Here is a 12,911-nt window from a genome sequence, read left to right on the forward strand (position 1 = left end):
TGGATGTGCGCCTAACGGATATCCAACATGAGCGTAATATATTTGACCAGCTATCTCGTAACGCCTTCTAATGTTCATTTTTATGATTTTAAAATACTACTTTACTATTATACACATTCGAATCCCGTAAGTACTAAAAAGTCGGTATTGTATCATCCAATCATCTGACCTTCCCATATAACCCTACCTCCAAATTATCATGATAGCAATTTCCAAAGTCCGTAATTACGGTTTACGTAGGACATCGCAATCCATTTCAGAAAGTCAATCAAATTTTGTAAAAATATTTTTTTGATTGACTTTTGTTATATATTTGTACTGTAACGATGCTTTATGGAAGCTTTTGGAATACGTTTAAAAGAATTAAGAGAAAAATATCAGATGACTCTGCAACAACTTGCAGATCAGCTGAACATATCTAAACAGGCAGTACATAGACTCGAAAGTGGTGAAATGAAACCCAGCAGCGAACTGCTCTTAAATGTCTGTGAAATATTCAACAAACCCTATGAATATTTCCGCGACAATATTGATAAGCGTTATCAACTTGAACAAATATGCTTTAGACATAACAGTGAAAAGGAGGTGAAACTGGTAACACTCCTCGAGATCAAACAAGAAATACTTGATGAGGTTACTTATTTTATTAACCTGGAAAATTTGCTAGGAATTGAGCGCACGTTTGAAAACCCTTTGGCAGATTTGGGAATAAATAATAAAAAGGATGTAGAAAAGGCTGCAAAACAGCTACGTAAAAAATGGAGACTCGGTAGCGTTCCAATTGCAGATGTTGTGGAAACACTAGAAAACAAAGGCATATACGTAGTCGAAGTTCAACACAATGAAGAATTCAGCGGATTAAGCACAATGATGAATGATGAAATTCCGGTGATCGTTCTGAACAAAAACGTAAAATCAATTGAGAGAAAGCGTTTGACGGCGATTCACGAACTGGGGCATCTAATTCTAAAGTTTTCCAAGCACCTCAATGAAGAAACAATAGAACGCTATTGTAACCATTTTGCAGGTGCGGTCTTACTTCCCGAAGAGATGCTTTGGGAAGAATTGGGGAAAAAGCGCCTAGGAATATCTTTCAGTGAGTTAAAGCGGATCAAAGAAACTTATGGAATATCTATTCAAGCAATCATTTTTCGGGCTAGTGAAACAGGATATATTTCTTCAAGCGATCTGAGTTCTTGGCTGAATAATTATGAAGACTGGAAGAATAATGAAATGAAGATAATCGGTTCAGGAAATTTTCTTGCACGAGAAAAACCAATACGCAAAGAAAATCTTTTGATACGTGCGTTGGCAGAGAAAAGGATCATGTGGTCTAAAGCCGCCCAAATAATGCATTCCAATATTGATACACTTAAAATGGCGTTCGGTTCAGCCGTACTGGAGATTCGGAATTAAATGTATATCGTCAACGATATGAGCCTATTACTCTGCCTAGCAAAATTCAGGTTACTTGACCTGTTGCCAAGCGGATCTATTGTGATCTCCAAATTCAAAATATTTGACTACGGGGCAACCACTAAGCGGCAACTTTTAAATTATCCACAAATAGAACAACAATCCATAGATGATTTAGAATTGTTTGAAAGCTGGCGTTCGGGGAAAAACCTGCAGCTGAGTGATGGTGATCTAAGTACGATTTACATCGCTATGAAAAATCCGCCACTAATTGTGCTTACATCGGATGACGATCTATTCCTTTCCGACATATGCGACAGGTGTGGTGTACATCATAAGAAATGGGATGAAGTAATGCGAGAAATAGCAGATGAAAGAACTCTTGAATTATATAAATTGATCAAAATATCAAATCTATGATTTAACAAAAAAACCGATAAGCACGCTTACCGGTCAGAGAAACTAAGTTTCTTTTATTCAGGGCCCCAAAGATACATTTTTTGGGTTTAAAAAAACTAAATTTCTCCCGATCAAGTAGGCTTTATATAGTTAGCTAGTACGTAAAAACTGGCAAGGACATGTATTGTCCAATTTAAATCAATAAAGTTTATTTTAATGGGATCAAGAACAACACCGGATCGAAATATAAAAGATTCGGTTATTATCCGCGAGCCGATTGTACCAAATATCGGCCACAGCCAATCAAATCAGGATCAAGTTGCAGATGTCTGTGAAATTTCCTTTGATGTCAAGTTGGAAGAATCGCCCTTGGCGAAAATAGGTGTTCCTATAAACATCAAAAAGTCAGGAACTCATTACCATATATTGGTATTGGCATCAAGTATTGGAAAGTTAAGTACTAGACAATCAAAGATGATTGAAACATGTGCTCTTTTAGGCGTCAACTATGTGGGCAAGATTATTAAAAAATCAAACGGAATGTATGCACGCTTCACAAGGATTGTTTGATAATATCTTTTTGCCTAAATACCACTGTCAGGTACGTAATGGAGTTTACCTGCCGTACATTAAGCCAGCCGAGGCTGATTCCGTGCTTGTTAATTGTACAAATCCTTTAGGCACCAATATAGTGACTTGCCGGGATCAACGCATTCAATCTTTCCTAAATGAGGTAGATGGACTAGCTTTGAATGTTTCTCCGTCCCATACTATTCATCTTCACGATCGATATATTCCCATCTTTGACTATCGCACAATAGATCTCGCTTATGAAGTTAGCTCTAATATTGTAGGCTTAACATTGGTGGATATTCTTGCAATACCTCCGAAGATAGTAGCTGGGCATTACACTATCAAACGTATAGCATTCCGCGATGCCGCAGCTATTCGCCGTTTGTGTTTACATAAGAAAGTTGTGCTGTTTCTAACGGGAAGGGATGTTTTGATTGAAACGATCTGGCATCAACGCTCATCCTGTGAACTATTTCAACAGCTTAGCTTGATGGGCTTTTGGGCGGTTACAGGGTTTAATTTCTCGGTGTTTGGGGGGGAGTGTCCTGTCGCGCAACACTTGAATCAAAAGAAAAGCTTAATTTCTTCGATGTTGATTGAGGAAAACGGCCTTTTTACTATTCCACATGTGTATGCTGTGAACGATTTTCATATTACCAAGTACCGAGAATGGTTAAAATGCAACCCGCATATTCATTTGCTGACCATGAATTGCCAAATGCAACGTAACACAACAGATATTGAGCAAATCGTACGCGCCGTGAAAGCACTTCTTATCGTCAATGAGGAGCTCCACATCATTTTACAGGGGTTTCGATTTTCGGAAATACATCGTCTTGATGGTTTCCTAGATCGTATTCACATTGCTGAATCCAAAGCGGTAAAATATGGGCAGGTTTTCAAAAGTGTAGATCCTACTTTTATCACCCAACCCCAACAATATGCAAAAAACGCGTACATGGATCTCGTAGTTAAGAATGTAGAATTTCGCAATCATAGACTACAAAAGATTCTTAAGGGCGAATTCTGGTAAGTAACGCAGCTGAATCTCAAAACAAATTAATCAATTGATAAACTTACAAACAAAAAATCTATCTTAGTCAAGATAGTTCTGCTTTTGTACTAACATGTAAACTCAATCGCTAAACACGATCTTTATAGAGTAAATTATAGAGCAAAAAAAGAAGACCCGCACCAAGTGCAGGTCTTCAAATCTTCCAGTGATCCCCTTGGGATTTCCGATCTATTTCTTAGTCTTATCTAAGCTTACTTAAAACAACACTAACAAGTTGATTTTAAGCATTCTACAACAGCGATTCGCTTTTCTATTTCTTAATTTTATTAGAGTTGGCCCCACTTTAATAGACTAAAAAATAGACTAGTTATGTTGTTACCATTAAAATTAGTGTGCAAAAGTAGCAAGATTCGCAGGGATGGAACAAGCCTTATTTTCATCCAGTATTGTTTTAATTCCGAAAAAAGGGCATTACTTAATACCGAAATCGCCATTCCCCCCGCCTTTTGGAAAAGATCCCGAGTAGCCGCAAACGTGCCGGAAGCATTTGGCGATTCCGAAGTACTAAACAAAAGGCTTAAAGCCATGCTACGCTTAGTTGAGGACATTATATCCCATGCGGTACAAAAGAAAATAATAGACGTATTGGCCTTCGTTAAAAGCACCTTCAAACCGGACTTAAACCCCGAAACTCTTTCCCCTATTGCGGAGGAAGTTGCAGATAAACAGCCGGAAACAAATCTGGACTTTTATTTTCAAATAGATGATTACATTAGGTGCAAGACCAACAAGGTTACGCCTGGCATGTTGCGGGTATATAAAAACATGAAAGACCACTTACAGGCGTATCAGGATTATCGTAAGGCTACCATTACCTTTAACTGTCTTGATTTTAACTTTTATGAAGGACTGGTTGATTTCCTGACATTTGAGTATACCCAACGCAGGCGAAAAACTGTTGTAAAAGGTCTTAAAACGGCTACAGTAGGAAAAACCATTAAACAGCTGCGTATATTCATCCGGGATAGGGTACGCCGTAAAATCATCCCTCCTATTGATTTGTCGGATTTTAAAATACTGAATGAAGATTCAGACGCCATATACCTATCATGGAAGGAGATAAACCAGATATATAATACTGATCTATCGGATTGCCCCTCTCTCCTGCCCTATCGTGATTTATTTGTCTTGGGATGCCTTACCGGGCTTCGATTCTCGGACTTTTCCAATATAAAACCTGAAGATATACGGGAAGGGATGATCCGGAAAAAGCAGGAAAAATCGGACCACTGGGTAGTAATCCCATTAATGAACGTAGCCAATGAGATCCTTATAAATCGCTTTCAAAAGGTAATCCCCATCGTAAACAATCCGGATTTCAACGTAAATATTAAAGAAATTGGCCGATTGGCAGGCATTTGTGAAACGGTCAAGTTCTCCTATAAAAAAGGGAATCAGGATATTGAGGTAATAAAGCCAAAATATGGATGGATAACCTCCCATACCTGCCGCCGTTCTTTCTGTACCAACGAATTTCTTTCAGGCACACCAGTAGAGTTAATCATGAAAATCAGCGGTCATAAGAGTTTACAGGATTTCTATAAATATATCCGTATCAGTCCCGAAGAAGCAGGGCGAAAAATTAAGGAAATTTGGGAAAGCAGACCTACTTTAGATAAAATGGTTCGGACATAACTTGACTAAATAAACATTACTGATAACAATCATGTGAATAATCGTAATTGTTATCAGTAATATTAAATTAGCATATTTACTATTGCCTATGCTAGATTAACGCATAATCCTCATAGAATAATATTGTTATATTTTGCCCGGTAGCGTTTGAAATAGTAAAACCAGTACTATCATAAAGTAGCCCTACACCATTAGGAGAAGCTGTAGTTCCAACAAAAAAATTAGTTGATCCACTCATTTTTGTTACCTTACCTATTCCAAAAATGGCCGCTGTACCCCATTCGTTAATTGTATTGGAAGCATTGGAAGCAATAATTCGAATAAAGCTCAATGTTCTGCTTACAGATATTGAATTTAAACGATAAGAACCACCTATTCCAAGAATTATTGATTTGGCATTTTTCTTTTGTCCTAAGTAAATTGGTATATTCTCCTGCACATCCATAAGAGGGAAAATATACTCAGCAGTTACTGGAAAATTTGTTCCCTTATAGTATACAACATCAGCTGATCGGATTACCATATTCGCGATAACAGCCGTTGCCTGTTGTTGGGGTATTACATTAAATGTCTTCAGAGTTTCACAGCCATCAATATTAATACCTACTAAAGGAGGAACGGCACTGCCATATGCTATACCAACAGTACTGTCCACAATTGATACATGCCTCACATTCCTCAAAAAAATACCATTTTGGCTACCTAAAACACAGTTCTTCACTGTTACCCTATCTATCATAGTATTACCACCATGTAGGTATAACGCATAGTTATTTGCATTACTACTTTGTTCCACTCTTATATTTTCAAATGAAACATTAGATGCAGATATTGTAGCACTTGAATTCAGCGATCTATCCCATAAGACACCATGTGACCCACCCGCATAGTCATGTGTTCCTTCAAACACAACATTTGAAAGGGACGTACCAGGACGTATATAAACACATGGCCTTCTTAGAGCACCATTAGAAACCAAATATAAATCACGGAAGGTAGTAACGTCTATATCTCCCCCACCATTTGTTATTGTACCAGCAATATCAGATCCTAAAACAAGTGGAAAATCTGCCCAACTTTGTATTTCTCTAAATGTAGAAGTCTCACAGCCATTGATATCAACTCCTATGCAAGTCCCGTTCTGATTGGTAAACTCTGGTAATACATGGATATCATGCATTAAAAATTTGGTGATCCTTTTCCTTGTACTATCAGAATTCCCTAAAAGCTGAACTGCAGTCAATTTCATTGTAGAGCTACCAGAAGTAGCTGTAATAGAAAATCCACAAAACTTATTGGCAACTAATTTTCCAGCACCATCATTCAGAGGTTTGAATAAAAAACAGGGTTTATTATCAGAACTGGGAACAAAGTAAATAATTGTTGAATCAGATCCACTTCCAATGAAGGAAAAACCAGGTACATTCACTTCAATTGTTTCATTAATCGAATAACTACCAGATGGTACAAAAACAGTTCTTGAGCGTGCTATTGACTTCTGAAATCCTGCTGTATCGGACACACTGTCCTTCCCTGTTGCTCCAAACCACCTTACACTAATTAGCTCCGAATACAATCTTATCCACCTACCCGCAGGTAAAGACCCTTTAAATACCAAACCACCATCAAGATTTGCCGAACTCCCGCCATCCCAATAAAACTGCCCGCCACCGCCATCACCAATATCATTATAACCTAGCACCACACAAACATCTCCTTGTTGGGCACCAGAAACCGTCGCTAAATCAGAAATTAATTGAACTATCATAGTATTTTTTTAAGGTTAACAATATTTTCTAAATGTAAACCTTCAATACGCACTCTATTTGCGCCATAGTCAAAAAGACACAAATCTTGCGAAAATTAAAAACGGCGCAAGAGAAATCAAGCGCCGTTGTTATTAAATCATCGTGCCCCAAATGTTTACTTTGCCGCATCTCCCAAAATAGAGGCAGATAGTGCTTTTGTCACCCCCTCCCCGATCTCGCGGATCTTCTGTTTTTCGGCATTGCTCAATGCTGGTATCAACTTACCATCAACACGCCTGTCAATACCTCGCATCTTCCTATAGAACGTAGGGGTGCTATAATTACATTCCTCGCAAACCTGCTCCCTGAAAATTACGGGTAGCTTAGAAAATTCTGAATGCAGTGCGAGCAGCATGTTTGTTGGTTGTTTATTATTACTCATAAATCACATTTTAAAGGTTACTGGACTTTTTACTGTTTTAATCCGATTCTCTATGTCTAAAGAATGAAGCGTCAAGAAAAATGTCTTAAAATAATTGCCGGTAATGGCCGCTATTGTACTATCTATCCCCGTATCGCCGTCAACTAATATTTCGATATACTTATCTAAAGCTTCCTCCAATTCACACAATTCAATCCCAGATGCAAAACTTGACAATTCGTACAAATCACTTTCCAGCTCAGTTATTAGCTCCTTAGTTAAATCCTCAATATTCTCTCGTATCAGTGCATCCCGAACATTAAAAGCCGCGACAGTATTCGCGCTGAACAAAGCATAAAACATCATAAAATCGGCCCGTTGATCTGCTGACCAGCTATCAGCAGCATTACTGCCAATAACAGAAGATAGCTCGTACTCAAGTAGCTCGACAAAGCCGGATGAGGTGCCGCATGGCGTAATTTGGTTCAACGTAATTAGTAGATTCTCCATAACATTCAATTTTTAAGAGTAATTATAAATCGAGTGGTGAAATATTGCCTGATAACTTGCATAACAAGGCATATCCATATATGGATACCAAAAGAATAAGCTGCCTAATCTGATTTTGACAAATGATTCCCGAATCGGTCATTGCAACCGATTAGCCTTGATATAGAAAAATGTTTATTAATGGGAAAACAACGGGAAGTTGCCAGACGTCATTAGTATTATATAAAATACCGTAGGCGTGGCTTACTTGCAGTGTTCTACCCGCGCGCTTTGGAGAGGCCGAATAGATCTTACAAGCAAGCTCACGCCTATGGCATGAGCATTGCTGCACTACATTCTGGCCTCTCCAAAGCACGCAGAAACGTAGTAATCAATGCAGAAAATTTGATCTGCAAAATTATATTTTACGTTGCAGTAATCCAAATACCCTAATAGGGAGCATTTAGATTTATACTTTATCAAAAGTAAGAAATCATTTTCAATGTTGCAAGATCTTGTAACGATTTTTTGAAATAAAAATGCGGAATTTATCCAAAGTTCTGAAAATGAATGAGGAAAGAGATAAAAATAGATTACAGGAAATTGGGGAGCGTTTGCGTAAAATTAGAGAAAAAGAAGTTAAGATAAGCCTTGATGAACTCGCATCAAGATGCGATGTTACTAAAGGAAATATCAGTAATATCGAAAACGGAAAAAAAGATTTTACGTTTACAACATTTCTTGAAATCGCAAAGGGCTTAAATGTCCACCCCAAGCACTTGTTGGATCATAATTTTAAATTTCTGAAAGAGGATTAAAAGGAATGCGCTTTGTTCCAGGATGATTTTTCCTACAAAAGCCCAACAGGGAACTAATGCTGCAAAAATCATCCTGGAACAAAGCGCAAGCCCGCGGCAGCGGAGATCAGACAATTACTATTGTTTGCCCCGCCGGCAGGGGCGCGAGGGATGGTGCGGCGGCTGCGCCCGCCCCGCACAAACCAACCCTACCGAATCTTTCCGGCCTTGTTCCTTAGCCAAATTGCTTCTTCTTCCTTTTCCCTTGCTTCATGTAACATAGCTGCTATGCGCTGCCTTTCCTCCTCCCATTGTACAACGCTATCCCGGAAGGCTTGCGGATGCACATGATACAAGCTATCTATCGTAGACAGGAACGGGCGCAGTGGCTTTCCTGCCTGTAGCTGTATATAACGGTATTTTATATCTCCTGCCTTATAAGCCTGTAATAGGGAACGCATGTTGAATAACCACACAGTCACTAAGACAACTAACAGGAACAGGCAAGCGGAAACAATCAGCCCTGCCCTTACATGATGGTGATGTCTTATTTCCTGTACAGGCGGACGTTTCAATAGATCGTTATTTATTTCAAGATTCTGCGATAGCGCATAAACCGCCGCTGTAGGGAACTTTAGGCGCTCCGGCATTCCTGCTACATCTTCCTTTATCTGCTCTAAAGAAGTATCTACATTCTTTAACTGTTCTATGTAGTCCGGCATTTGTACTACTCCGCTATTCATATGCCGGATACCTTCATCAACTTTATTTAACTTGTCTACAATTGTCTGTAATAGCAACTCATTCATAAAACATAGTTTAATTCATTCTTAAATAGGTTTACTGCTACAAGCCCAAACCACGTTTGTTTGCTTGCTGCTGTTCTAGTGTTATCTGCTGCTGCATTGTCTTTTGCAAGCCCACTACAGAATATTTCCGGTCAATACTGCTACCTTTAAAAGCATACAAACCTTTTTTAAAACTAATGCCCTGTAATTGCTCGCTATCCCCTTTGTACTTATACTGTACATCTATGCCTTTTTTCACCAGCTCCTTTTCCAATGCTGTTAAGGTTTTACAGCGAAGCAATGCTTTTCCTATAGCCTGGAAAATTTCATAACGCGCCGTTTCTTCATGATTAAGGGCTTGTAGATTGGTAAGGGCTATTCTCTTTTCGATGGCTGGAACAAGCTGATATTCTTGGGTAAGCTGCACGGCGGCCTTCTTCCCGCGTAACCCTATCCAGTTATCACGGATTGCCTTACCCCGATTGTTGACCAAATTAGCAATAATATGCAGGTGCAAATGATTGGTATCAGTATGCTTTGTTATCACATATTGAGTGTTAGTTATGCCCAGCTTTTCAAGGTATTCACGCCCTATCTGCATCAATGCTTCATTGGTTAGTTGTTCTCCAGGATAAAAGCTAAGGATGCCATGAAAAACGGCCTTTTGCTTGTTTGGTAATTGTTGCCTGCTCATCTCAAAATCATTGCCCATATGCCGGTAGCTATAATCTCTTACCCCTTCTGACTCCAGTATTTCCGCCCGATGTTCATCTGCGCAAACGTAACGACAGCAGCCATAAAAGGATTTACCGGTAATTACTTTACTTATCACGTCTTAACCAGTTTAATAGGTTATCAATCTGCCCACGATAACTTTCAAAAAGCAGCATAGCATTCAACATGCCCTCTTTGTGGGCTTGTTTCGATACCTGATTGATATTATTTGCCATCCCTATTAACTGTTTGATATATGCCCGTTCCTCATCGTTTAACCGGGCTATAACGCCGCCAAACAATGCCATCTGACGGATATAGCCAGTGTAGCGCAAACCCGCTTTAGTGGCCTTTTCTTTCACGATAAAATACTCGGCTTTGGTAAACCGTACGCCTGTACGTATTTCTTTTCTAACGGCTTTAGGCGGCCTGCCGCCTTTGTTTTTCCTTTTCTCCTGCGTTTGTTCCATATCTGCTACATTTTAATCTTTGAGGGCTGGCAGCTTTGCTGCCCTGCCCGATCTTCCCGTACAGGTGGTAACGCCGCCTGTACTTTCTCCGCAGACGGGTAGCGTAGCTGCCCGTCATTCTCCGCTAAGATCTCCGCACTTCCCCCTTGCGACCAACGGGAGCGAGGGGGCGAGCGGTTTTTGCGCAGCAAAAACACCGCTCGCTAACGGAGCGAAGATCCGTTCGACCTCCGCAACCGGATGGCGAAGCCGCCCGGTTTATCTCCGCATACAGGTAGCGAAGCTGCCTGTATCATCTCCACGAACTGGTGGCAACGCCGCTAGTTCAATCTCCACGGAACAGATAGCGAAGCTGTCTGTTCAATCATCGCAAACGGGCAGCAAAGCTGAACGTTTAATCTTTGCTGTCTTGTTCGGGCTGTAATAGTTTTTGTATGTCATTCCAGAGAAAGAATACACGGGATTCGATTTTGTACCGCTTTAGCCTCCCATGCCTGATCCATTGGTAAATGGTGGGTTTGGTAACCTGGAATAGCTTGCAGACTTCCGCAAGCTTAAAAAGGGGCTTGTAGGTCATTCCGGGAGTTTCATAAAGAGGTTGAGTGGGTTTACTCTTTTCGGCGTTTGTAACTTCCTCCCGGATAATGAGTCTAATCCGTTGCCAATACTGGTCGGGGTCAAAGGGAAACAACATGGGGGTTACAGCTTTTTCAATTTGCACATTTTCTTTCATACACTTACTGTTTAGGCGACAAACATACGTCTACAGGCAAGCTAAAAAAAACTAAGTATACTTAAGACTGGGTATTAATACCCAAAAAGAGGCTTTACTTCTTTCTTTTTGGGGTTTCCAATTCATCCAATAACTTGATGGCCGGTGTATAGCCCAATTTTTCAAAGTAAGTCCTTGCAACTGCCATACCTTTTGCTCTTTCTGCCCGTTCCCTTAGAGTCAAAGTTTCGGGATAAAGAATCCTATGAATATTTTCTTTAATACTATCTGTATCCACACCAGTTATTCTATTGAACATCTGAGCGGAAAAAGCATCGCAAGCGATTCTATTGGCTCCTGCCATCTTGAAAAGTACATAGAGAATAGTGGTTAATGCTGGAATTTTAGATTGGGTTTTAGCACTCTTCGTCTGTGGTATTTCAATCTGCACCTTTTTGCGGTTTGCAATCAATGATTCCAACTGCGGAAGAAAAGCTGACGAAAAGAAAGGTAAATAGATAAAAAAGTAGGCTATCCAAAAACTTATGGCCCCCATCGTGCATAGTACAGATAAGTAAAGTAGATTAAAGTAAGGGCTAAAGGGTAAAATAATAAGTAGGGCAATGCCGAACAATGAAAGGAAGTGATAAAGCACATTCCTATACCAATAATGGGCAATTAGCTTTCTTCGTGTGCCTTCAATATTCCAACGGGGAATAGTCGCTATCTGTTCATTGTGAATTGTACGGAGTAGTAGCTGGTTATAGCCTACATTAAGAGGAAGATCAAAAGTGGCAAAGGATGCCAAACGCTGCAAGTTCTTTTTCATACACAAATCCTTTTTATTAAATTACGACAATGTTTCAATTCAATAAAATACTTTTTTTAACTATATGACACCTATATAACTCCCAAATCCCAGTAATCCGCCTTTCCTTGCTATAAACCCAACCAAATTGACCACACCTAATCAATACATCTCGATAAAATAGTTCAACGTGAATACAGAAAAAGATATTAAGAATTTTCTAAAGGTCGTTTGTGCGCCTGCTGATATGGAAATCGAGTTCATGGAAATCGACAATCTTCGACAATGGAGGGCTACCAATGTTAAAAAAATTATTGGCAAAGCTTTAGATATTTGCGATAATAACGGTATAACTACCAATCTCTCTGTCCATCCGAAAGTTGCATTGTCAATTATGTCCAATGCTAGCAATGAAGGAGAGCCGGAAATTCAAGATTTATGGGCAGGGTTATTTGTATCGTCGATGTCAAATAATCCAATTGAGGAAAACTTAATATATTCAAATCTTTTAAAAGAGATCACTTTACATGAGGCAAGGATAATAAAATTCATGTGTGAGAATTGCAAAGTTTCATTCCCCAATGGCAATCTTCCAATGACAACAGGAAAAAGCTTATATATGAAAGAATTTTTCCAATTTACGGGAGAATGTGATATTACTTATTTAGAATCACTGATCACACATATAAACGGCCTACGACTAAATATAATAAAATGGGGACATACTAATGAGATATTCAGGTATTCTAAATCCGAGGATGACTATGTAATACATTTAATTCCAAGTGTATTTTGCTTAAACCTATATCTCAAATGCAATGGATTTAAAGGAACTATTTCAGACTATTACAAAAAATAAAGTCAGT

Annotated in this window: 15 protein-coding genes; 7 read left to right on the top strand and 8 right to left on the bottom strand. The window is 39.2% G+C overall.

Annotation, left to right across the window (positions count from 1 at the left end; all coding sequences use genetic code 11):
• The first annotated feature begins 333 nt into the window (after positions 1-333).
• The 5 genes from ABIE50_RS26025 to ABIE50_RS26045 all read left to right on the top strand — a co-directional run bounded on the left by ABIE50_RS26025 (position 334) and on the right by ABIE50_RS26045 (position 5,098).
• Positions 334-1,416: a helix-turn-helix domain-containing protein gene (locus tag ABIE50_RS26025; RefSeq protein WP_209865432.1), complete on the top strand. Its 1,083-nt coding sequence runs from the start codon at positions 334-336 to the stop codon at positions 1,414-1,416.
• Between the two features lie 18 nt (positions 1,417-1,434).
• Positions 1,435-1,836 carry a hypothetical protein gene (locus tag ABIE50_RS26030; protein ID WP_209865436.1) on the top strand — a complete coding sequence of 134 codons (402 nt, stop codon included), beginning with the start codon at positions 1,435-1,437 and terminating at the stop codon, positions 1,834-1,836.
• 195 nt (positions 1,837-2,031) lie between these two features.
• Entirely contained in the window at positions 2,032-2,385 is a 354-nt protein-coding gene (locus ABIE50_RS26035) for a hypothetical protein (protein WP_209865438.1), read from the top strand.
• Positions 2,360-3,421, top strand: coding sequence for a hypothetical protein (locus ABIE50_RS26040; protein WP_209865441.1), 1,062 nt, complete (start codon positions 2,360-2,362; stop codon positions 3,419-3,421). The genes ABIE50_RS26035 and ABIE50_RS26040 overlap by 26 nt, the downstream gene beginning before the upstream one ends.
• A gap of 351 nt (positions 3,422-3,772) precedes the next feature.
• Positions 3,773-5,098, top strand: coding sequence for a site-specific integrase (locus tag ABIE50_RS26045; RefSeq protein WP_209865444.1), 1,326 nt, complete (start codon positions 3,773-3,775; stop codon positions 5,096-5,098).
• A 91-nt stretch (positions 5,099-5,189) separates the two neighbouring features.
• Here ABIE50_RS26045 and ABIE50_RS26050 read toward each other — a convergent pair whose 3' ends face one another.
• From ABIE50_RS26050 to ABIE50_RS26060, 3 genes are all read right to left on the bottom strand, one after another.
• On the bottom strand, positions 5,190-6,866 hold the full coding sequence (locus ABIE50_RS26050; RefSeq protein WP_209865446.1) for a putative phage tail protein: 1,677 nt from the start codon (positions 6,864-6,866) through the stop codon (positions 5,190-5,192).
• A 155-nt stretch (positions 6,867-7,021) separates the two neighbouring features.
• The gene (locus ABIE50_RS26055) at positions 7,022-7,288 is read right to left on the bottom strand and encodes a hypothetical protein (RefSeq protein ID WP_209865449.1); all 267 of its coding nucleotides are present in this window, start codon (positions 7,286-7,288) and stop codon (positions 7,022-7,024) included.
• A gap of 3 nt (positions 7,289-7,291) precedes the next feature.
• Positions 7,292-7,777: a hypothetical protein gene (locus ABIE50_RS26060; protein WP_209865452.1), complete on the bottom strand. Its 486-nt coding sequence runs from the start codon at positions 7,775-7,777 to the stop codon at positions 7,292-7,294.
• A gap of 545 nt (positions 7,778-8,322) precedes the next feature.
• Between ABIE50_RS26060 and ABIE50_RS26065 the strand changes: the two genes are divergently transcribed.
• Complete coding sequence (locus ABIE50_RS26065) at positions 8,323-8,574, top strand: helix-turn-helix domain-containing protein (RefSeq protein WP_169192297.1); 252 nt, start codon at positions 8,323-8,325, stop codon at positions 8,572-8,574.
• 188 nt (positions 8,575-8,762) lie between these two features.
• On the opposite strand, the gene ABIE50_RS26070 is transcribed toward ABIE50_RS26065, so the two are convergent.
• The 5 genes from ABIE50_RS26070 to ABIE50_RS26090 all read right to left on the bottom strand — a co-directional run bounded on the left by ABIE50_RS26070 (position 8,763) and on the right by ABIE50_RS26090 (position 12,066).
• Positions 8,763-9,362: a hypothetical protein gene (locus tag ABIE50_RS26070; protein WP_209865455.1), complete on the bottom strand. Its 600-nt coding sequence runs from the start codon at positions 9,360-9,362 to the stop codon at positions 8,763-8,765.
• A gap of 37 nt (positions 9,363-9,399) precedes the next feature.
• Complete coding sequence (locus ABIE50_RS26075; protein WP_209865457.1) at positions 9,400-10,173, bottom strand: relaxase/mobilization nuclease domain-containing protein; 774 nt, start codon at positions 10,171-10,173, stop codon at positions 9,400-9,402.
• Positions 10,163-10,525, bottom strand: a complete 363-nt coding sequence (locus tag ABIE50_RS26080; protein WP_209865460.1) for a plasmid mobilization protein — start codon at positions 10,523-10,525, stop codon at positions 10,163-10,165. Before ABIE50_RS26080 ends, ABIE50_RS26075 begins: the two co-directional genes overlap by 11 nt.
• Before the next feature lie 394 nt (positions 10,526-10,919).
• Positions 10,920-11,258: a helix-turn-helix domain-containing protein gene (locus ABIE50_RS26085; protein WP_209865464.1), complete on the bottom strand. Its 339-nt coding sequence runs from the start codon at positions 11,256-11,258 to the stop codon at positions 10,920-10,922.
• 94 nt (positions 11,259-11,352) lie between these two features.
• The gene (locus tag ABIE50_RS26090; RefSeq protein WP_209865467.1) at positions 11,353-12,066 is read right to left on the bottom strand and encodes a hypothetical protein; all 714 of its coding nucleotides are present in this window, start codon (positions 12,064-12,066) and stop codon (positions 11,353-11,355) included.
• A gap of 169 nt (positions 12,067-12,235) precedes the next feature.
• On the opposite strand from ABIE50_RS26090, the gene ABIE50_RS26095 reads away from it, so the two are divergent.
• Entirely contained in the window at positions 12,236-12,904 is a 669-nt protein-coding gene (locus ABIE50_RS26095) for an Abi-alpha family protein (protein WP_209865470.1), read from the top strand.
• Positions 12,905-12,911 lie beyond the last annotated feature (7 nt).

The organism is Chitinophaga sp. OAE865 (assembly GCF_040546735.1).
Taxonomy (GTDB): Bacteria; Bacteroidota; Bacteroidia; order Chitinophagales; family Chitinophagaceae; genus Chitinophaga; species Chitinophaga polysaccharea_A.

Bases quoted from the DNA above. Each gene is read 5' to 3' on its own strand.
- ABIE50_RS26025 (WP_209865432.1), top strand. From the start codon at position 334: ATGGAAGCTTTTGGAATACGTTTAAAAGAATTAAGAGAAAAATATCAG.
- ABIE50_RS26030 (WP_209865436.1), top strand. From the start codon at position 1,435: ATGAGCCTATTACTCTGCCTAGCAAAATTCAGGTTACTTGACCTGTTG.
- ABIE50_RS26035 (WP_209865438.1), top strand. From the start codon at position 2,032: ATGGGATCAAGAACAACACCGGATCGAAATATAAAAGATTCGGTTATT.
- ABIE50_RS26040 (WP_209865441.1), top strand. From the start codon at position 2,360: ATGCACGCTTCACAAGGATTGTTTGATAATATCTTTTTGCCTAAATAC.
- ABIE50_RS26045 (WP_209865444.1), top strand. From the start codon at position 3,773: ATGTTGTTACCATTAAAATTAGTGTGCAAAAGTAGCAAGATTCGCAGG.
- ABIE50_RS26050 (WP_209865446.1), bottom strand. From the start codon at position 6,866: ATGATAGTTCAATTAATTTCTGATTTAGCGACGGTTTCTGGTGCCCAA.
- ABIE50_RS26055 (WP_209865449.1), bottom strand. From the start codon at position 7,288: ATGAGTAATAATAAACAACCAACAAACATGCTGCTCGCACTGCATTCA.
- ABIE50_RS26060 (WP_209865452.1), bottom strand. From the start codon at position 7,777: ATGGAGAATCTACTAATTACGTTGAACCAAATTACGCCATGCGGCACC.
- ABIE50_RS26065 (WP_169192297.1), top strand. From the start codon at position 8,323: ATGAATGAGGAAAGAGATAAAAATAGATTACAGGAAATTGGGGAGCGT.
- ABIE50_RS26070 (WP_209865455.1), bottom strand. From the start codon at position 9,362: ATGAATGAGTTGCTATTACAGACAATTGTAGACAAGTTAAATAAAGTT.
- ABIE50_RS26080 (WP_209865460.1), bottom strand. From the start codon at position 10,525: ATGGAACAAACGCAGGAGAAAAGGAAAAACAAAGGCGGCAGGCCGCCT.
- ABIE50_RS26085 (WP_209865464.1), bottom strand. From the start codon at position 11,258: ATGAAAGAAAATGTGCAAATTGAAAAAGCTGTAACCCCCATGTTGTTT.
- ABIE50_RS26090 (WP_209865467.1), bottom strand. From the start codon at position 12,066: ATGAAAAAGAACTTGCAGCGTTTGGCATCCTTTGCCACTTTTGATCTT.